The organism is uncultured Solobacterium sp., assembly GCF_963517755.1.
Taxonomy (GTDB): Bacteria; Bacillota_I; Bacilli_A; order Erysipelotrichales; family Erysipelotrichaceae; genus Bulleidia.
The window spans coordinates 1-20,127 of sequence record NZ_CAUQGG010000002.1 but is presented as its reverse complement, the minus strand read 5'-3'; the positions used below and the strand labels follow the sequence as shown (position 1 = coordinate 20,127).

General features: G+C 37.0%; 17 protein-coding genes. 10 read left to right on the top strand and 7 right to left on the bottom strand.

Annotated features, from left to right (window positions below):
* Positions 1–59: 59 nt before the first annotated feature.
* On the top strand, positions 60–731 hold the full coding sequence (locus RWM19_RS01475) for a hypothetical protein (protein ID WP_294026035.1): 672 nt from the start codon (positions 60–62) through the stop codon (positions 729–731).
* Positions 732–944: 213 nt separating this feature from the next.
* Here the strand turns inward: RWM19_RS01475 and RWM19_RS01470 are convergent, their stop codons facing one another.
* The 7 genes from RWM19_RS01470 to RWM19_RS01440 form a co-directional block, all read right to left on the bottom strand.
* Positions 945–1,562 carry an SAP domain-containing protein gene (locus RWM19_RS01470; protein ID WP_294026036.1) on the bottom strand — a complete coding sequence of 206 codons (618 nt, stop codon included), beginning with the start codon at positions 1,560–1,562 and terminating at the stop codon, positions 945–947.
* A 116-nt stretch (positions 1,563–1,678) separates the two neighbouring features.
* On the bottom strand, positions 1,679–2,248 hold the full coding sequence (locus tag RWM19_RS01465; RefSeq protein ID WP_294026033.1) for a chromate transporter: 570 nt from the start codon (positions 2,246–2,248) through the stop codon (positions 1,679–1,681).
* A gap of 50 nt (positions 2,249–2,298) precedes the next feature.
* The gene (locus RWM19_RS01460; protein WP_294026031.1) at positions 2,299–2,691 is read right to left on the bottom strand and encodes a YbaN family protein; all 393 of its coding nucleotides are present in this window, start codon (positions 2,689–2,691) and stop codon (positions 2,299–2,301) included.
* Positions 2,688–3,029 carry a nitrous oxide-stimulated promoter family protein gene (locus RWM19_RS01455; protein ID WP_294026029.1) on the bottom strand — a complete coding sequence of 114 codons (342 nt, stop codon included), beginning with the start codon at positions 3,027–3,029 and terminating at the stop codon, positions 2,688–2,690. Before RWM19_RS01455 ends, RWM19_RS01460 begins: the two co-directional genes overlap by 4 nt.
* Complete coding sequence (locus tag RWM19_RS01450; RefSeq protein WP_313982912.1) at positions 3,016–4,704, bottom strand: ABC transporter ATP-binding protein; 1,689 nt, start codon at positions 4,702–4,704, stop codon at positions 3,016–3,018. The genes RWM19_RS01455 and RWM19_RS01450 overlap by 14 nt, the downstream gene beginning before the upstream one ends.
* Positions 4,701–6,371 (bottom strand): ABC transporter ATP-binding protein/permease, encoded by a 1,671-nt coding sequence (locus RWM19_RS01445; protein ID WP_313982910.1) that lies wholly within the window; start codon positions 6,369–6,371, stop codon positions 4,701–4,703. Before RWM19_RS01445 ends, RWM19_RS01450 begins: the two co-directional genes overlap by 4 nt.
* Positions 6,372–6,547: 176 nt before the next feature.
* The gene (locus tag RWM19_RS01440; protein WP_313982908.1) at positions 6,548–7,096 is read right to left on the bottom strand and encodes a chromate transporter; all 549 of its coding nucleotides are present in this window, start codon (positions 7,094–7,096) and stop codon (positions 6,548–6,550) included.
* Positions 7,097–7,231: 135 nt separating this feature from the next.
* Here RWM19_RS01440 and RWM19_RS01435 point away from each other — a divergent pair, with 135 nt between their 5' ends.
* The 9 genes from RWM19_RS01435 to RWM19_RS01395 form a co-directional block, all read left to right on the top strand.
* A complete protein-coding gene (locus tag RWM19_RS01435) occupies positions 7,232–8,197 on the top strand; it encodes a hypothetical protein (protein ID WP_313982906.1) in 966 nt (321 codons plus the stop codon).
* Positions 8,197–10,341 (top strand): AAA family ATPase, encoded by a 2,145-nt coding sequence (locus RWM19_RS01430; RefSeq protein ID WP_313982904.1) that lies wholly within the window; start codon positions 8,197–8,199, stop codon positions 10,339–10,341. Before RWM19_RS01435 ends, RWM19_RS01430 begins: the two co-directional genes overlap by 1 nt.
* A gap of 241 nt (positions 10,342–10,582) precedes the next feature.
* Positions 10,583–11,632, top strand: a complete 1,050-nt coding sequence (locus RWM19_RS01425) for a phage tail tip lysozyme (RefSeq protein ID WP_313982902.1) — start codon at positions 10,583–10,585, stop codon at positions 11,630–11,632.
* 280 nt (positions 11,633–11,912) lie between these two features.
* Complete coding sequence (locus tag RWM19_RS01420) at positions 11,913–13,178, top strand: YeeE/YedE family protein (protein ID WP_294021047.1); 1,266 nt, start codon at positions 11,913–11,915, stop codon at positions 13,176–13,178.
* A complete protein-coding gene (locus tag RWM19_RS01415; protein ID WP_313982900.1) occupies positions 13,171–14,496 on the top strand; it encodes an APC family permease in 1,326 nt (441 codons plus the stop codon). The genes RWM19_RS01420 and RWM19_RS01415 overlap by 8 nt, the downstream gene beginning before the upstream one ends.
* Positions 14,497–14,511: 15 nt before the next feature.
* Positions 14,512–16,203 carry an FAD-dependent oxidoreductase gene (locus tag RWM19_RS01410; RefSeq protein ID WP_294022912.1) on the top strand — a complete coding sequence of 564 codons (1,692 nt, stop codon included), beginning with the start codon at positions 14,512–14,514 and terminating at the stop codon, positions 16,201–16,203.
* 97 nt (positions 16,204–16,300) lie between these two features.
* The gene (locus RWM19_RS01405; protein WP_313982897.1) at positions 16,301–18,217 is read left to right on the top strand and encodes a bifunctional UDP-sugar hydrolase/5'-nucleotidase; all 1,917 of its coding nucleotides are present in this window, start codon (positions 16,301–16,303) and stop codon (positions 18,215–18,217) included.
* Between the two features lie 47 nt (positions 18,218–18,264).
* Positions 18,265–19,500, top strand: a complete 1,236-nt coding sequence (locus RWM19_RS01400) for a toxic anion resistance protein (RefSeq protein WP_294021042.1) — start codon at positions 18,265–18,267, stop codon at positions 19,498–19,500.
* Positions 19,501–19,753: 253 nt separating this feature from the next.
* On the top strand, positions 19,754–20,127 hold a 374-nt coding region (locus RWM19_RS01395; protein ID WP_313982895.1), incomplete at its 3' end, for a class I SAM-dependent methyltransferase.

Here is a 20,127-nt window from a genome sequence, read left to right as displayed (position 1 = left end):
GATAAACTCATAGGACTTTACGGATTTGTCAGTAAATGAAGAATCATTTGGAGGTGACTATGAAAAAGACGATTCCGATAATATTAATTACATTATTTTCGTGTGTGCTAGCAGGTTGTTCTACTCGAAGACAAGTAAGTCAAGAAGTAACTTCGAGTAATGAAGTAACACAAGTTGAAGAAGAATCTGGGTATGCATACAAATTATCAGAACTACATGAAATTAATCAGAATGATTTAGTATCTTCTGATACATCACAGTTTTATGATATGGAATGTAATCCGATTAATCCGAGTGAGTTGTCATTAAAACTTTATGAAAATTACTTTATTGATGATCAACAAATTTCTCTTAACGAAGTAATACTATCACCAATCCATATTACGCCATCTTTTAGAGTAAAGAAGGGTGAAGTGATTACAATATCTGGTACAGACTATACGACAAATCTTGAAAATGATAACGTTCAAATGCAGTCGTTATTGCAAAAGATAATTGGCTTCAACACCAAACTACAAATTTCTCTCGATCTAGAAAGAGTACAGTATGTACCAGTAAGTGATCGAATAATTACTTATTACTTTTATCCAATCTGTTATAAGGTAGAAACCTTCAGTAATAAAATGGGTGCTCCATCAGATACCTTCTATACATTAAAAGGTGGACATCAAGTGAATGGATTATTCTGTGATGGGATTTATGAAGTACGTACGGAAGAAGACATTCAATAGAGACATATTTTCATATGCACATTTTAAATGTAAAAAAGTAAGTATTTCCTGTTTGGGAGATACTTACTTTTTGTTTGATGTTCAGCCGATTATTTTTTCTTCCTTGTGTACTCCTTTCCACTTTCTTAGACAAAGAAAAACAGTAAATCTTTTCTAATTTACTGTTTTATGTTAGCTAATATCGAATTGTTAGTTTAGCAAGTTAAGAATATCCTACTTGCAATACTCTTTTATTTTACTGGCATATTCAGCCAAAAGATTCTCTGAATAAATTTTTTCGTTTTTTGAATTTCTGACTTCCTTCCAAAGAATAGAAGCTACTTTTAATTTGTTCGAGTAGTTGCAACTATTTTCGTCTGCACAGAAATCCTTCAAAAATTGATTCCATTGACAAACTGAATTATCATACTTGGCATAATTCGATTTTCCATAATAAACTTTCAGCATGTCTTGAATTGTAAAACTTAAATCATTTTCTCTTTTTACTTTTCTCCAAGCTGTTGCCATATCAGCAGTAAATTTAAATGGTGCGATACCTGTTAAAACAGAGAAATATTCTCTGAACCTTGCATTAAAAGAAAAGCCACATTCAAGTAACGGTGTATCAGCAGTAACATTTTCAACTTTCTTCTTTTCCTTTTTTATTGATGATATTTTAATTAAATTCCCTTTAAAATACTGTTCAATAATGTGATTGAGTTCTTGTTTTGTACCTCTGTATTCTAATCCAATAGATTTACATATTTGTGAAAGTTCTTCACGATACCAATAGTATTTATTAAACGCGTCAAATGATGTTATTTTATCAAACTCAGGTCTATTTTCTATCAACATTTTATCCCCTTAAACCTAATTTACTTTTCATATCTAAACAAATTACAATTTTTGGTTTCTATTATCAAAAATACCAATAACCAAATTACTAATATTAGATGCGTTATACAAAATTATAGTTTCAATAAAATTCCAATAACTGCAGCTACGAGAATAAATAGTATTGGATGTGTCTTTGGTTTGAAGTGATATACTGCTAGCATGCATGCAAATATGATGATAGGCTTCCACTTAAATAAACTGAAAAGAGATTTTGTTGTTTGGAATGCAGTGATATCAAATAATGCTAGTAAATAGATACCTATCACTGCAGATGTAATTAAACCTACTACTGCAGGTCTTAAGCCCATGAATGCATTTTGTACAATTACAGAGTCTTCAAATTTTTGAAGCGCTGTTGCGATCAGAATAATAGATAGAAATGCTGGTGCTGTAACAGAAAGTGTAGTAGCGATACCGCCGACGAAACCATATACGTGATTACCTACATAGGTTGCCATATTGACACCCATTGGTCCAGGTGTTGATTCGCTGATAGCGACCATGGTCGTTAAGTCTGTTAGACTAAACCATCCATACTTTAATGACATCTCTTGTAAGAAGGGGATTGTTGCAAGTCCACCACCGATGGAGAATAAACCGGTTTTAAAGAATTCCCAGCATAACAATAAAAAATTTGCCATGATAATTACCTCATTGGTATCTTATCACGACAAATTTTGTTGTAAAACAATTATTCTGTAGAATCATCTACTCGAGTTTTGACACCCCAGATGAAGTAAATCATATGGCCTAACCATACGACCCCAAGAATTGCACATGGAATATACAATGCCTTACGAATCATCATAATAAATCCGAATAACATAAATACAGTAACTGTACACATCACGCGAATCTTAGCGGCTTTTGTCATACCTTTACCGCTAAGGTGACTCTCTAAATTGTTTTTGTACATCTTAGTGTTGATAAACCAGTTGTGCAGTCTTTCAGAACTCTTACTGTAGCTAAATACTGCGAGTAGTAAGAATGGGAAAGATGGTAGTAGTGGAATGAATGCACCGATGACACCAACCCCAAGGCTGATACTTCCTAGTACTATCCAAAATATCTTTTTTAAATTCATTTCTGTTTCTCCAGTTTTCTTTTCTCTTTAATGCTTTCAATGAGATGTCGAATCGTTGCGAGTGGATAATATAACAACATTCTTGGACCGCAAAAGCGCATTACTTCTTTAATTCTTTCTCTCATTTCTGGTTTGTAACAGTGAACACGGCAGTTTGCACAGAAGGTTTTTGTCTCCATAAATGGGCAGTGGTTACTGCGCATTGTAGCGTAATCAAGTAACTCCTGGCATTCGGGACAAAGACCATCTTTTGTGCCATGTTTCTTTCTACAATAGACTTCAATCATCTTTGTGACGATAGAAATCTCACGTTGACGTTTTTCTTCAGTTTTGTTCATGCATGACACCTTCCGATGCACGATAGATACGGTCAGCGATTGCCATTGTTGATTCACGATGGGATACCAAGATAATGCATTTATCGTGTTTTTGTTGTTTTAGAGATTTAAGAATAATGCCTTCGTTGATACTATCTACGTTACTTGTAGGTTCATCTAATAGGATTAACTTACTGCCACGTAGGAATGCACGGGCTAGACCGATACGTTGTTTTTCACCTGCAGAAAGATTATCTCCGAGTGTTCCAACTTTGCTTTGGTAGCCGTCTGGTAGTGTCATGATAAAGTCATGGACAGATGCCATGCGGCATGCATTTTGAATTTCCTCTATCGTAGCTTCTGGTTTAGCGATACGAAGATTTTCTTCAACAGTGTCATCAAAGAGATATGTTGTTTGGCTTACCATTGTGGCATTTGATAATAAACTATCTGTATTAATTTCATTAATATCAATACCGTTGTAGAGGATATCTCCTGTTTCTTTTTGCCAGAATCGAAGTAATAGTTTTAAGAATGTTGACTTACCACAACCAGACTCACCGACAATACCAACGATCTCACCAGTTTTTGTGGATATAGAGATATCTTTTAGTACCTGTGTTTTACCATCATAAGAGAAGGACAAGTGATTTACTTCTAAGTTTTCAAACGTGAAATCCTTACCTTCTGTGATTGGTGTTACTGCTGGCTTTTCTGATAATAAGTTCAGTACACGATCACCAGATGCGAATGTCTGTGTTAAGTTGCCTGGTAGTGCAGAGATAGCGATAACTGGACCAAAAGATCCAAATACTGCTGTTACACCGATTAACATCTTACCGATTGTTAAACTGTTATTTGCGACTAAGATAATACCTACGATTAATGTAAGGATGATAAAGATAGAAACGCTCAGTTCTGTTTCTGCAGTCGCTTTTGCTGTATCGTGTTTCATCTTCTTTGTTTCAAGAAGAAGTGAATCAGAACGTTTGTTAACTTCATCTTTACGCTGATCTTGTGCGTGCATAAGCACGATATCCTTAATACCCTTGATACTATCTAAGAAGTAAGCGTTAAAGGACGAAAATTCTGAACGATAGCGTACACCAGATTCCTTTAATCTGCTGGAAGAAATCATTGGCACAACAATACCGATTGTTAGATATCCAAGTAATGCGATGAATGCGAGATACCAGTTTACTGTAAATCCAACAAACAAAGTAACGCAGGTTGATACGATAATCGCTATGCAAATTGGAGAAATCGTATGTGCATAGAATACTTCTAATGTTTCAATGTCGGCTGTAATCATTGAGATGATTGCGCCTTTTTGCTTGCTTTCAAGTTTTGCAGGACAAAGAATACGTAATGCACGGAAAATCTTGTCACGTAATACAGCAAGTAACTTAAATGCGATGTAGTGGTTGCTATATTGTTCTAGGTAACGTAAGAAACCACGTAATAATCCAAAGCCGATAGTTAGGGCAATGATTGTGCCATACGAGAGCGGGATTGCTTCCCCAAGTGATTTGGCAATGCCAACTGCACCCATGAGAGTTACACCCATCGCAACAATGAAACCTACAGAACCGTTTATTACAGCAAGAATCATTATGTATGCTAGTGAACCTAGTAAAGTAATAAGACTTGCCATAATCACAACGCCACTACGGCGGACATATTTCTCGTTTGTCATGCGATCACCTCCGTATAGCCTTCTTCTAGTTTCTTTTGTGTGGTATATAGTTTTGCATAACCTTCATGCATGTTCATGAGTTCATTGTGTGTACCATTCTCTTTTACTTCACCATCTTCAATGTAGTAGATGGTATCAGCCGCAATAATATTTGCTAAACGATGTGAAATAACAATCACGGATTTCTCTTTAGAGAGTTCCTTAATGTTATTCATGATGATTGCTTCGCTTTCAATATCAATATTACTTGTGGCTTCATCGAAGATGTAGACATCTTTGTTTGCGACTAGATTGATTGCAAGTGCTAGTCGTTGTTTCTGTCCGCCAGAAATGTTTGCGGCGTCTTCTGTAATGACTTTATCTAGGCCGCCGTTATCGATAATAAAATCATAGAGATTTACTTTCTTAAGTGCACTATAGATTTCTTCGTCTGTAACGTTGTCTTTGGCTAGCATAAAGTTTTGACGGATTGTTTCATTAAAGATATAGGTGTTATAACTTACAACTGAAATGTGAGAATAGTATGATTCTCTACTTAATGTCTCCAAAGGTTTATTCCCAACAAGAATAGAACCTTGTTGAGGGTGATATGCACCTAACAATAAATTTACAACTGTAGACTTACCTGAACCAGATTCACCTACAATTGCGCACATACCAGTTGAACCAAAGTTCATGGATGCATGTTTTAACACATCACGTTTTCCATCATAAGAGAATGTGACATCCTTCACTGTAATTTCTGTACTAGCTACTGTTTCATTACCCCATACTGGATCTGGTTGAGCAAGCAGGGATAGAATCTTATTGCCAGCACTTGCACCATTCATGGCAATATGGAAGGCAGAACCGAATGCACGTAGTGGTAAGAAGAAGTCTACTGCTACAAGAATTAAGAATAGTGCTGCATAAGCAGAAAGACTTCCGTTTACAACGGCATGTATCGTTAGCGCAATACCAAGACCAGCACCACCATAGGCAACCATATCCATGATTGTTGTACTAGCTAACTGCATGACTAATACCTTCATCGTAATCTTGCGGAATTCTTCGCTTGTTTCGTTCATCTTGATATTTTGTGCAGCGTCTGCTTGGAAGATCTTTAGTTCTTTTAGTCCTTGTACACTATCTAGGAAACTATCTCCCATGGATGTGTATTTACCCCAGTACTTCGCAAAGATTTTCTTTGCGTAACGGGATACCGCAATAATGGACATTGGAATGAGTGGTACACATGCAAGTAATACAAGTGCAACAGCCCAATTGATACGTACAGTGACGATAAACAAAATGATAGGGGCAATCATCGCATAAAAGAATTGTGGAATATATGCAGAATAGTATAGGTCTAACTGCTCCACACCTTCCATGGATAACTGTGTTAAACCAGCCATACTCATATTGTCGGTAGTACGAACACCAAGTTTGATAATCTTGTCATAGATTTTCTGACGCAAATCCTTCTTCACGTTTCTTCCTAATGTATCCTTCAAGTCTCCAATACTACGAGAAGTTACATAACGGATTGCCATCGCAATGGTTACAATCACCGCCGGTAGAATGAACCCTTGTGCATTACTACCAGAGGATGTATATTCTGCAGCATATTGAATGGCATAACAGATGGATGCGGTGATTGCAAGATTAGCAAATAAACCCACTATCATAAGACCAACTGCATAGAATATATATTTTTTATTATGCCCTAAAAGGGCTAAAAGTTTTTTATCTATCATGTTTAGAATTCCTTTCGCATAGACTATTTTACACGATAAGTTAGTTATATATAACCAAAAGGCTATAAAAAACAACAATCTTAGAGATTGTTGTGAAAGAGAATTGCTTATTTGAGGTGAATCTTATTTTTGTATGTATAGAATACATAGCCAAATACTGCGGCCAATATTACCAATAGGACGGTAGGAATGTTAGTGAAATACGCTAGCAAGAATGCCACTAGACAGATAAGTAGACTTGGAATATCTATAATACTTGTTTTGAATAGGTTTTTGACTGCACCAAACATCAACACACATACAGCAATCTGTATTCCAGCGAGTGCGTGTTTTACAACTTCTAATGAGGAGAAGTTGGATAAGAAAGTTGCGATGATACTAATGATAATAATAGATGGGGTAATGACACCGAGTGTGGAAATGAGCGCCCCAAGGAGACCATCAATCTTTCCACCGATGAATGTGGATAAGTTGACTGCGATTGCGCCTGGTGTACATTGGCTGATTGCATAGTAATTTAGAATATCTTCCGCCGTCACCCAATGATGTTTATCAACAACTTCTTTTTGAATCATCGGAATCATTGCATACCCACCACCGAAGGTAAATAGACCAATTTTAAACCAGGAAATATATAGTTTTACAAATTTATTCATACAACCTCGTATTCTCAGTTTCAACACTAGCATTTTTTCTTTGATTCGTAAATGAAATCAAGTATATAGAATGCGATTGAAGAGATATAAAAAATCGTGTAATATGCTATAATTCACTGGTGAGAGGTTATAAAAATGAAAAACAGAAAGAACTCTGATTTTGGTTGGATATTCTTCTTAATATTTTTTCTTGGAGGAGGAACATTTATCCCTATGTTAATTATTGTTGGTATCGTATTTGCGATTGTAATGGCAGCGGTAAATGCTTCAAAGAGAAACGAACAAAGATCAAACCCATATGCTAGCTATTCCTCATCTACATACTATGCGGGAAATCGCGCTTCAAATATTTCCGCATCACAGATGGCAAAGAATAACATTTTCTTACGTAAATGGTTTAGAACGCATACTGCCTTAAATGTTAGTACAGGAATTGAATTACGTGTACGTAATGGTGAATATAAGTCGCTTTCTAATTTGGATGTATACCGCAATGGTATCTTGGTAAGTGGACTCAATGTATTTGGTGCGAACTACCCAGAATCGTATGAACAGATTTTAAGAGAAGTTTCTAAGCAGGCAGATGATTATCAGAATACAGATGTCATCGATGTACAAGCTACACCAACAAATGTGAAGAAGGAAGAAGTAAAGGTTGAGGAACCATCTTCTAGCGCCCAGAGCTATATTGATCAAATTAACGCACTTAATGACGCAATTCCGGATGAAGAAATCTCAAATGGATTATTTGAAACATGTGCACTTTTAAAACAGGCACAGAAGTTAGAAACAACTTTCCCTGCATCTAAAGGAAAACTTAAGAAGTTGTATGAATATTATTTACCAATCCTTGTGCGGATTCTAAAACAATATGACGCTCTTCAGACGGCACAGACCGACCCTAACTATGCAGAAACAAAAGAGAAGTTAGGAAAGACGGTTGTATTAATCAATGATGCGATGAAGAATATGATTGCAAGTTACACAGACCAAGACTTTATTAATCTATCTGCAGATATGGCTACATTAAATGCTGTATTAAAGAAGGATGGCTTAACAAGCGATGGGATGTTTGAAGTTGGACACAAAGGAGACGAGTAATGTCGAAAGATCGTAGAACAGAGGAAAAGGAAAGACTTTGGAATGAGGTCTTAGGCAAAAAGCGTGCATATGAATCTACAGATGCATCTGAACAAATCACGTTAAGTATTGATAGTAATGAACAAAGTCAAAATGTAAATATTCTAAAACAGCCAGACCAAGCAATGCAGGAATTAAATGCGATTTTGCGTAAGCAACAAAAAGATTTAGAGGATATGCATGCGGCTCTACAGAAAAAGGATGAACCTTTAGATATCTCCGCAATGAGTATGGATGTATTAGAACGTGATTTAAAGCGTGACTATGGTTTAACTGAGGTTGAACAAAAACCTGTTGAGAAGAAGGAATTCAACTCACAGAAGTTATTCGATGATATCTACAATGTGATTATCTCCAAGGTAATGGGGCAAAAAGACGCAATCCACCAGATGGTAAATGCGTTTAGAAGACCATATTTAATGGGAGAAGAAGCAGGAAAGGCAAAGAATGTCATTCTTGTTTCTGGGCCTGTGGGTTCTGGTAGACATGAAGCAGTTACTCAGATGGCTCGTTCTTTATATGAACGTCAAGTATTCATCAGTGATGAAGTATATACGATTGATATGAGTCGTTATACATCTTCAGCACAGGAACAGATTTTCTTACAAGATTTATATGAGGCTATCTCTGGCAACGGTTCTGTTATCTGCTTTGAGAACTTTGAAAATGGTTTCCCAGCATTCTTACGTATGATTAGTTCACTTGTTACGACAGGTAGCTGTGTATTAAACAAACGCTATGTATTAAATAAGGGTGTACTCGTAGAAAATCAGACTGGTCTTGTGAAGGATAGTGTCGATACTTTAAGTGTTGGTGGTAAATATCTTGTATTTATAACAACTGGTAGTGTATCGAAGGTTCAAGATGCCTTTGGTGCAGATTTTATGTACCATGTCTTGGATACTGTTACATTAAAGAAATTAGATGATGAAAGTATTCGTTCGATTGTTCAAGTTCAAACAGAGAACTTAATCAAGAAAGCAGAAGAAAACTTAAAGATTAAATTAGTAGTTGAAGATTCTGTTCAGGAATGGGTCATTCAACACTTTAATAAGGATTTAGGTGCTGCTTCAATTAGTTCTAATTTCTATGATTTCTATGTGTCCCTAGGGCAGGCAGTGTTAGACCATTCCCTGGGAAATATGGAAGAAATCAAGATGACAGTGAAGAACGATATTCCTGTTGTTACTATTAATGAAGAAGACATTCAGATGAGTCGCTCACGAAATAGTAGTGAGGAACTCGAAGAAGTAAATCGTGAATTAAGTGAGATTATCGGTCTTGATGAAGTGAAAGCATATATTTCTTCTTTACAATCCTTGGTTGCGATGCAACAAAAGCGTCGTGAGCAGGGCATGAAGACCGCAACGCTTTCTAAACATATGATCTTTACAGGTAATCCTGGTACTGGTAAGACAACGATTGCGAGATTGATTTCTCGTTATATGAAGGCTATCGGTGCGTTAACACAAGGACAGCTTGTGGAAGTATCTAGATCGGACTTGGTAGCGCAATATGTTGGTCAAACAGCTCCATTAACGATGTCGGTAATCAAGTCTGCGATTGGTGGTGTACTCTTTATCGATGAAGCGTATTCCCTACATCGTGGAAAAGATGATGCGTTTGGATTAGAGTGTATCGATACACTTGTAAAGGCAATGGAAGATAATCGTGATAACTTAATCGTTATCTTAGCGGGATATAAGAAGGAGATGTCTGTATTCCTAGAGTCTAACTCAGGTCTAAAGTCACGTTTCCCAAATATCATCAACTTCAAGGATTACACAGGTGAAGAACTCTATCAGATTGCTTGTCTACAAGCAAAGGGTAAAGGTTATCATATTGATGAAGCTGTTAAGGATAAGCTAACTGCGTATTTCAATGAAGTACAGAGTATCAATGCAATGGAAGCTGGTAATGGTAGACTTGCACGTAATATGATTGAAGATGCAATCTTACGTCAATCCACAAGATTAGTATCGAATCCAGATAGCGATATGAGTGAGCTTATTGAGGCTGACTTTGATTTCACAATTAAGGTTCAACCGCCAAAAGCAAGTGATTCTCCTTCGTTAGAAGATTTATTAAAGATGACACAGAAATAGTATTAAAAAGTGCTGGGCGATAGTTTAGCACTTTTTATATGTTTACATGCATGCACGTTTATCAATAAAATAGTTGGATATGCAAGTAAATTTTTGAAAGAAATTTACATATAATATGCATGCATGTTTTAACAGAATAAATATTGTGTTAATTTTGTGTGAAAATTGTGTATTTTATGCGCTAAATTTGACGTTTTAAATAATTTTCGTGTATCATTTTCATATGAAACATAGATTAAAAATGACGACAAAGAAATTTCTTGCGTTTGGTTTGGCTGCTTGCATGGTAGGTGGTACTGCACTTAGTTATGTGCTCGCAAGAAGAGACTATATGAATAAACAGATGTTATTATCACAGGCTAGGTTATATGATTCACTTCGACTTAACATGAGTGGTATTACGACAGCTGAGTATGGAAGTACATTTGATGTACATACACTCGTTGCGGAACATACTGGTGATTTAAAGATTGATGGACAGATTGATGCTAGTGCAATTGGATCCTATCCAGTTAAACTGATTTTATCTGGTAAGGAGTCTAAGTTTGGTTTAACAAATTCCAAGACATTTACAGCGAGTGTAAATGTTGTGGACACAAAGCCGGCAGAGATTACTTTGGCTGCTAGTAAAGTTGATATTAAAGCTGGAAGTTCGTATGATCTTTTCTCTAATATTACCTCAGTCGTCGATCCAATAGATGGTAGTTTAACTGCTTCAACGGAAAATGGGAAAGGCAACTATACAGTTGCGGTTGATGGTGATATCTCTAAAGCAGGAACTTATACAGCGACTGTAACTGCAACAGATAAGAACGGGAATGTTTCTACTGCTTCTTATACAATTAATGTTACAAGAGCGTATGTGTCCACTGGACCAGTAGATACTTCTGGTAATTATCAGACAATCTATTCTTACCTAACTGGTACACTTGGTTTGTCTAAGGCAGCTGCTTGTGGTGTTTTGGCGAATATGTGGCAAGAATCCAAGTTTAATCCAACTGCTGGTTCATCCTATTACGGTTTATGCCAATGGGGTGGCGGTCGATATACAAACTTAGTTAACTATTGTGCAAATAATGGCCTCGACTATACAACGGTTGAAGGACAGTTAGCTTTCTTAACACATGAGTTAACAGGTGCGTATAATAGTACTCTTGTTGGATTACAGAATGTTGCGGATTCAGCAGAAGGTGCAGCTGAGGCAGCTACAATCTTCGTAACAAGATATGAAGGTGCTTCACATACAGCTGGACGTGCTGATAAGGCATATGCATATTATCTAGAAGGATAGTAGTTAAAAATCAAGTAGATTGGTATTTCCTCCATCTCGAAGAATTCTTTCGAAAAGATGGAGGTTTTTGTTTGTGAATTTTACAAAATAGATTTGAATTAGATTCATATATGTAACATGGAATTTATGATAATAAGAATTGTGATATAGTAGAAAAACATAGAGCAGAGGAACAGCCTACATTAGCTCTGCACATTTCTATGTCAATTCGTATGAAGATGATAGGGCTTCCATATGGGGGATGGTTTTATCACGGAAGAAAAAAGGAGAAATTAAAAGTATGAAACAAATGGAGAGAATTGCTGGCTTTATATTGTTGGCAATTGTAATCTTATTCGGCATGTTTGGATTAAGTTCCTCGATGCTGTATTTCAGATTAATGATGGGTGCAATTTTAGGTTACGCTTTAGCGAGAGGCTTTATGGGCTTTGCGGGAAGTGTAAACCGTGCCTATAAGGGTGGTTCTACAAAGCTCATGAGAGCCTTGATGTTTATGTTTTTCGTTTCGGCTGCAGTTAGTACAGCAGTCCTATATAATGCGGATGTTTCCCAGTTTGACCTTTGGGTAAACCCAATTAACTTAGGCTTGATCTTAGGAGGTCTTCTCTTCGGATTTGGTATGGCATTTGCGTCATGTTGTGCATCAGGTGTACTAACAGACTTAGTTGCGGCATTTCCTAGAGGTATTGTCACCTTACTATTCTTCTGTATTGGTGTATTTGTAGGCTTTCCAATCCAGAATACAGCAAGCTGGGTACAGGATTCTTTAATCAAGTTTGGTGATAAGAATGGTGTATACTTCCCAGACTTATTTGCGTTTGATGGTTTACAGGGTTACTTAGGTGCGTTAATTCTAACTGGTATTCTTTGCTTGATCGTCGTGAAGTTAAGTTATCTCTATGAAAAGAAGAGAAAGGAAGCAGGAACTTACTTTGGCATTGGTAGTGAAACGGTACAGTTAGCTGCTGAAAAGAAGTCTCTTGATGAAACAGAAGCTGTTTGTCCATGCAGTGAAGAAGGTTATGTGAAGATCTTCGCACGTCCTTGGAGTTTAAGAACGGCTGTTCTTGTCATCTCTGCAGTATTCGTATTACTCATGGGTGTTACAAAAGCTGGTTGGGGTGCAAGTACTCCTTACGGATTCTGGTTTGGTAAGTTACTCATGTTGTTTGGCGTTAAGGTAGAAACAATTGTTGAATTTACAAAGGGAGCAGCAGGTCCTTACCAAATGCCTTTCTTTGAACACCCAATCAATGTACAGAACGTAGGTATCGTATTAGGTACATTTGTATACATGCTTACATCAAATAACTTCATCTCCTTCTGCAAGTCAAGTTGGAAGATGAATCCAAAGCAGGCATTATTCTATGCAATTGGCGGCTTTGCGATGGGATTTGGTACAAGACTTTCTAACGGATGTAACGTAGGAGCTTTATATACTCCAATCGCAAACTTCTCACTATCCGGATGGATCTTCCTTGTAGTCTTAGTAATCGGTGGTGTTGTAGGAAATATCATTGCTAAAAAAGTTCGCTTAGATGGATAAAAAATTAAGATATATCGATGTTCTTGGATTAGTAATTGGAGCCATTATAGGCTGGGGTTCCTTTACGCTTCCAGGTACAAAGTTCTTAAAAGAAGCAGGTGTAATCAATACCTTTATCGGGCTTTTGATTGGTGGTGTCTTTATCATGGTGATACAAAATGGCTATCACATCATGCTCGAGAATCATAGAGAAGATGGTGGAGAGTTTAGCTATGCTTTAAATCATTTAGGCAAGGTACATGGCTTTGTAGTGGGCTGGTCCCTAAGTCTTTGTTATTTAAGCATGGTTCCACTTAATGCAGGCGCATTTGTTCTTCTGTTACGTGAGATATTTGGTGCGAAGATGGATTTCTTCTATCTATATTCCATTTCGGGATATCCAATCTATCTAACGGATGTACTTGTGATGTCTGCTGTCATTATTTTGTTTGGTTACATCAATATTCAAGGGTTAAAAATTAGCACGAAAGTGCAAAATATCATGAGCATTCTTTTGGCTGTCATTGTATCAGGGCTTCTATGCTTGATGTTTATGAGAAGTGATTTGCAGGCCTTTCATCAAAACTATGTGGAAAACTACCGCTTTTCGTTCAGTGAGATTTCAAAGATCATAGCAATAGCTCCCTTCTTATTTGTAGGGTTTGATGTAGTACCACAGGTTTCGGAAGAACTTGGCTTTAAACCTGAAAAATCTACGTTACTCGTAGGGATTTCGGTATTGATTGGTATATTCATTTATGGAGCATTAAATACTATAGCTGGATTAGGCTTTTCACCTGAAGCAGCTATGAAGACGCATTGGGCTGTTGCGGATGCGGTGATTCAACACTTAGGTAAAGCTGGATTCTATATCATGTTAATTGCTTTGGCAGCTGCTGTGATTGGTGGAATCAACGGCTTTATGATTGCATCGAGTAAACTGATTGCAAGTCTATCCCAAAGAAAGCATTTAGGTCCAAAATACAGCATCAAAAACGAGAAAGGTGTACAACCATATGCTATTCTCTTTGTCTGTGCGATTAGTTTGATTGGAGCCTTTGTTGGTAGACGTGTAATTATCTACATTGTAGATATGGCAAGTGTGCTTGCGGCAGTAGCGTATATGTATGTAAGTTTCATCAGTATATCCCTTGCAAAATCTAAGATGGAAAAAGTACTGTGCGTGTTCGGTTCACTAATTTCAGCCAGTTTCATTGTGCTGTTAATGTTTCCAGGATCTCCCGCACAACTTTCAAAGGAAGCTTTCATTAGTCTAATTTTATGGACGGTTTGTGGTATTTTGGTATATCAATTTAGAAAAAGAAAGAATGTTTCGTGAAGAAAAGGAGAAAGTATGAAGATTGTAGTTATAGGTGGTGTAGCTGGTGGTGCCAGTGTTGCCGCAAGAGCTAGAAGAATCGATGAAACAGCAGAAGTTATTATGTTTGAAAGAGGAGAGAATGTATCCTTCTCTAACTGCTGCCTACCTTTCGCTTTAAGTGGAATCGTTGATAACAGCGATAAGCTAGTTTTGATGAATCCAGAAGAGTTCTGGAATAAGTACAGAATCAAGGCTTTGGTAAAGCATGAGGTTACAGAGATTCATCCAGACAAGAAAGAAGTAGTCGTAAAGAATTTAGTTACTGGAGAAAGCTTTACAGAAAGTTATGATAAATTAGCACTTTCACCAGGTGCGAACGCAATCTTGCCGGCTTCAATTAAAGGTATCGACCGTGAGAATGTATTTGTAGTAAAGAATGTTACAGACATTAAAAAGATTGAAGCTTATGTAGCTGCGAAGAATGTAAATAAGGTAACTGTTGTTGGTGGTGGTTTTATTGGTCTAGAAGTGGCTGAAAATTTCCGCGAAGCAGGAAAAGAAGTAAATCTTGTGGAAGGTTTACCACAGGTTATGAAACCTCTTGATGAAGATATGGCACAGATTCTCCACAAGGAAATTATTGATAATGGTATTAACCTTTATTTAGGAAAGACAGTGACAGAAGTCGGTGAAGGTGAAGTAGTTCTCTCTAGTGGAGAACATCTTCCAGCTGAAGCTGTGATTATGGCAATCGGTGTAGCGCCAGAGACAAAGCTTGCGAAGGATTGTGGTATCGAGCTTGGTAAGACAGGGGCAATCTTAGTAAACTATAACTACCAGACAAACTATCCTGATATTTATGCAGTAGGAGACGCAATCGAAGTTACAAATAGACTTACAAATGATAAGACTAGACTTCCACTTGCAGGACCTGCACAAAGACAGGCAAGAGCTGCTGCTGACCATATGTTTGGTGAAACACACAGTAATAGAGGTGTTATTGGCTCAAGCTGTATCCATCTCTTTGGCTTAAATGTAGCAAACACAGGTTTAAATGAAAAAGATTGTCAACAACACGGTTATAACTATGACTTTGCGTATACAATCCCAGGAGATAAGGTTGGCTTAATGCCAGATAGTAACCCACTTTTCTTTAAGCTTATTTTTGAAAAGCCTACGGGAAGAATCTTAGGAGCGCAGGCAGTTGGTAAGGGTAGTGTAGATAAGAGAATCGATGTGATTGCGGCTATGATTAGTATGAACGCAACACTTGAAGACTTAAAGGAATTAGAGCTATGCTATTCCCCATACTACTCAACAGCGAAGGATGTTGTGAATCACACAGCTCTTGTAGGACTAAATCTTTTACATGATAAATTTAGACAGGTTCCAGTTTACAAAGTAAGAGAGCTTGTGGAAAATAATGCATGCATTATCGATGTTCGTGAACCAGATGAGTTTGAAAAGGGACATCTGATTAACGCGGTGAATATTCCAATGTCTCAGTTTAGAGAAAGACTCAGTGAAATTCCTACAGATGTTCCTGTATACTTGCACTGTCGTTCTTCACAACGTAGTTACAATGTCATCTGTGCATTACAGAAGCTTGGCTATACAAATGTTTACAATATTTCTGGTTCTTATCTAGGTATTAGTTTCTATGAATACTATAGAGATAAGGCAGAGGGCAGAAAGCCAATTGTGACAGAATATAACTTTGCATAATAAAGTGAAAATTGTTGAAAAATGTTAAAGAATGGGGTTTCCTCATTCTTTTCAATATGCAAAATGATATAATCAAAAGCGCAGAGGTGCTAGCAACATGAATAAATTTTTATTAAAAATTATAACTGTGATGACCGTACTTACAAGTACGATTTCCACAGTTGTATACGCTGATGAAGAATCGAAATCGGATGATAGTTCGACGGTACGTATTCTATTTACGCATGACTTACATGATCATATCGATTCCTATCGCGTGACGAATACAGAGACGGGTGAACCAGAAGTGATTGGTGGATATGCACAACTAGCAGGAACCATTGCGGCAAATCGTAACGATCATACGATACTGGTTGATGCAGGTGATTTTTCAATGGGTACTTTCTATAATGCCTTATTTGAAAAGAGTGCACCCGATTTATCGCTATTAGGAATGATGGGTTATGATGCGACAACACTTGGAAACCATGAGTTTGATTATGGTGTCGCTTCTCTTACAAAGATGATTGAAAGTTCTACCAATACTCCTCCAATTCTTTGTAGTAATCTTACATTTGGTGAGGATGAAGAATCACAGGCGTTAAAGAAAGCCTGGGAAGATCATGGTGGTGCAGAATATAAAATCATTGAACGTGGTGGATATAAGATTGGCTTATTTGGGGTAATGGGTGAAGACAGTGTCTATTACACAGCTGCTGGTAATAACACTTTCCCTGACCGTATCGAAGTAGCCAAGAAGATGGTTCAGAAACTGAAAGAGGAAGGTGCACAAGTAATTGTTTGTCTTTCTCATAGTGGTACAAATAAAGACCCTAGTAAGTCAGAGGATGAAATCCTTGCACAGAAGGTAGATGGTATCGACGTTATTATCAGTGGTCATACCCATACTGTTTTAACAGAACCGATTCATAAGAATAAAACATGGATTGTATCTGCGGGATGTTTTGGTAAGTATCTTGGTTTGTTAGATATCAACGCAAAGACAAAAGAGAAGATTGATTATCAATTGATTCCTATTACGGCAGAAAGTCCAGTCGATCAAACAATTAGCGCAAAGATTCAAGAATATAAAGCGGATGTAAATGAAAATTATCTCAAGCAATATGGATATACAATGGACCAATCGATTGGGTATACAAACTTCCCACTAACGGATGTGTATGAAGATTATTCCGCCTTTACAGGAAACTCTATGGCAGATCTCATTACGGATGCCTATGTATATGCAAGCAAGTTAACAACCAAAGATACTTCATTTACGATAGGATTGACCGCAAAGGGAATTATTCGCTCTGGACTTGTGAAGGGTGATATCACAGTTGGGGAAGTATACGATGCGGTAAACCTTGGCAAAGGAAATGACGGTTTACTTGGGTATCCACTGATTCGTGTATATATGAAGGGCTCTGATTTAATCAAAGTTGCAGAGCTAGATCGTAGTGTGGGTAAAGATATGATGGTGGATGGACAACTATACTTTAGTGGCATGCAGTATCATTACTCTGATTACCGCTTTATCTTAAATCATGTAGTCGATGCGGAAGTGCGCACGAATGCAGGCTTCTATATACCTGTAGAAAAGGATAAGTTATATCCTGTGGTTACGAACTTGTATATCGCAAATATGTTGCCATCGGTGGGTAAGAAGACATTTAATCAGCTAGACATTCATACATATGATGCCTCAGGTCATGAAATCAAAGATTTTTCAGATATGATTTTGTACAATGCGGATGGAACTGAGTTAAAAGAATGGCAAGCAATCACACGTTATATCTCAGATATGGATAAAGTAAATGGAGTATCTGAGATGAAAGCACAGTACCAAACTGCAAGAGATCAGAAGATCAAGGATAAGCATTTTAGCTTCATACGCTTCTTCCAAAACACTTCAGCTTTTGGCTATCGTATCTATCTAGCAATCATTATCGCAATCGTAGCACTGTTAGGAATCATCAGACTTATCACATATCTGATTCGCAGACAGCGCGAGAAAAAAATGAATATCAATTAAAAAACAACGTGGTATACTAAATCTATATACAACAGAAGGGGAATGACATGAGCGAAAATAATACAAATCAAACACAAACACAGGCACAAGCACAGACACAAACAGAGCCAGAAATCACACTTACGCTTACGCCTGATGAGCTTCAAGAAGAAAATCAAAAGCAATTAGCTGACTTAGAAGCAAAAAAAGCTGCTGAAGAAGATGAGAAACTAAAATCTATTGACCCAATTGAGGCAACAGAATTTAGTGATGCAGAACAAAAGACAATCGATACTTTCTCACAGAAGATTGATATAATGGATTCTAATACAGTTCTCCAGTATGGTTCGGCTGCACAGAAGAAAGTAACGGATTTCTCCAATACAGCATTACAGAATGTACGTACAAAGGACTTAGGTGAGATTGGAAATATCCTCACAGATCTTGTTGTAAATTTAAAGAATACATCTGACTCTGATGAGAAGAAGGGATTCTTTGCAAGCTTATTTGAAAAAGGTAAGTCAAAGGTTGAAGAGTTCAGAGCTCGCTATGACAAGGCAGAAGCTAACGTTGAAAAGATTGCAGGTGTCTTAGAAGATCATCAAATTCAATTATTGAAGGATATCGCTTTACTCGATGAACTCTATGAACGTAACCAAGTAAACATCAAGGAATTAAGCATGTATATCATTGCTGGACGTAAGAAGTTGAAGGAAGTTCGTGCAAATGAATTACCTGCATTAATCGCAAAGGCAAAGCAGACAGGCTTACCTGAAGATGCACAGAAGGCAAATGATTTAGAACAGGCTTGTGTACGTTTTGAAAAGAAACTCTATGACCTTGAACTAACAAGACAGGTTTCCATCCAGATGGCACCACAGATTCGTTTGGTACAGAATAACGATACTCTTATGACTGAAAAGATTCAGAGTACTCTTGCGAATACAATTCCACTCTGGAAGAACCAGATTGTATTGTCTTTAGGTATCACACACTCCAAGCAAGCAATGGAAGCACAGCGTGAAGTTACAAACATGACGAATGAGCTTCTCAAGAAGAATGCGGAAACATTGCACCAGGCAACAGTTGATACAGCGAAAGAGAGTGAACGTGGTATTGTTGATATTGAAACATTACAACATACAAACGAACAGTTAATTTCTACATTGGATGAAGTATTGAACATCCAAAAGGAAGGCCGTGACAAGCGTGAAGCTGCACAGCTTGAACTACGTCGTATTGAAAACCAATTAACAAATAAGTTGTTGGAAATCAATGCAGAAAAAGACGTCACAAAGAGATAGTTTCAAAAAAAGAGGTGGTTTCACTTCTTTTTTTATGGTCGATAAAGAAGCTTCCAAAGTCATAAAACTCGTTTTAGACTATTTATGGATGGGGAAATTGCAACCAGTTAGTCGTTTATTTGAAAAATAAAGAAATACTCATCCTCGACCTTTGATATGAAACATTAAGATAGAAAAACGGCACAAAGTAGAAAACCACTATGTAGATAAAGACAAGTGACAGATAATATAAAATTACAAGGAGATTTATAAAATGAACAATTATATAAAAATAAATCAAGATAGATGGAATAATGTAAAAAATGACTATACGGAACCATTGACACATGATGAATTAGAAGAAGTTAGGAATAATCCCATTTCTGTAGCATTAACCGTTGGGAAAAAAGTTCCAAAAGAATGGTTTGAAAAAACAACCGGGAAAAAGATCTTAGGTTTGGCTTGTGGTGGTGGACAACAAGGACCGGTTTTCGCTGTAAAAGGTTATGATGTCACTATAATGGATTTTTCTAAATCACAATTACAAAGAGATGATATGGTTGCGAAAAGAGAAGGCTTAAAAATCAACACAGTTCAAGGCGATATGACAAAACCATTTCCATTTGAAAATGAAACGTTTGATATTAT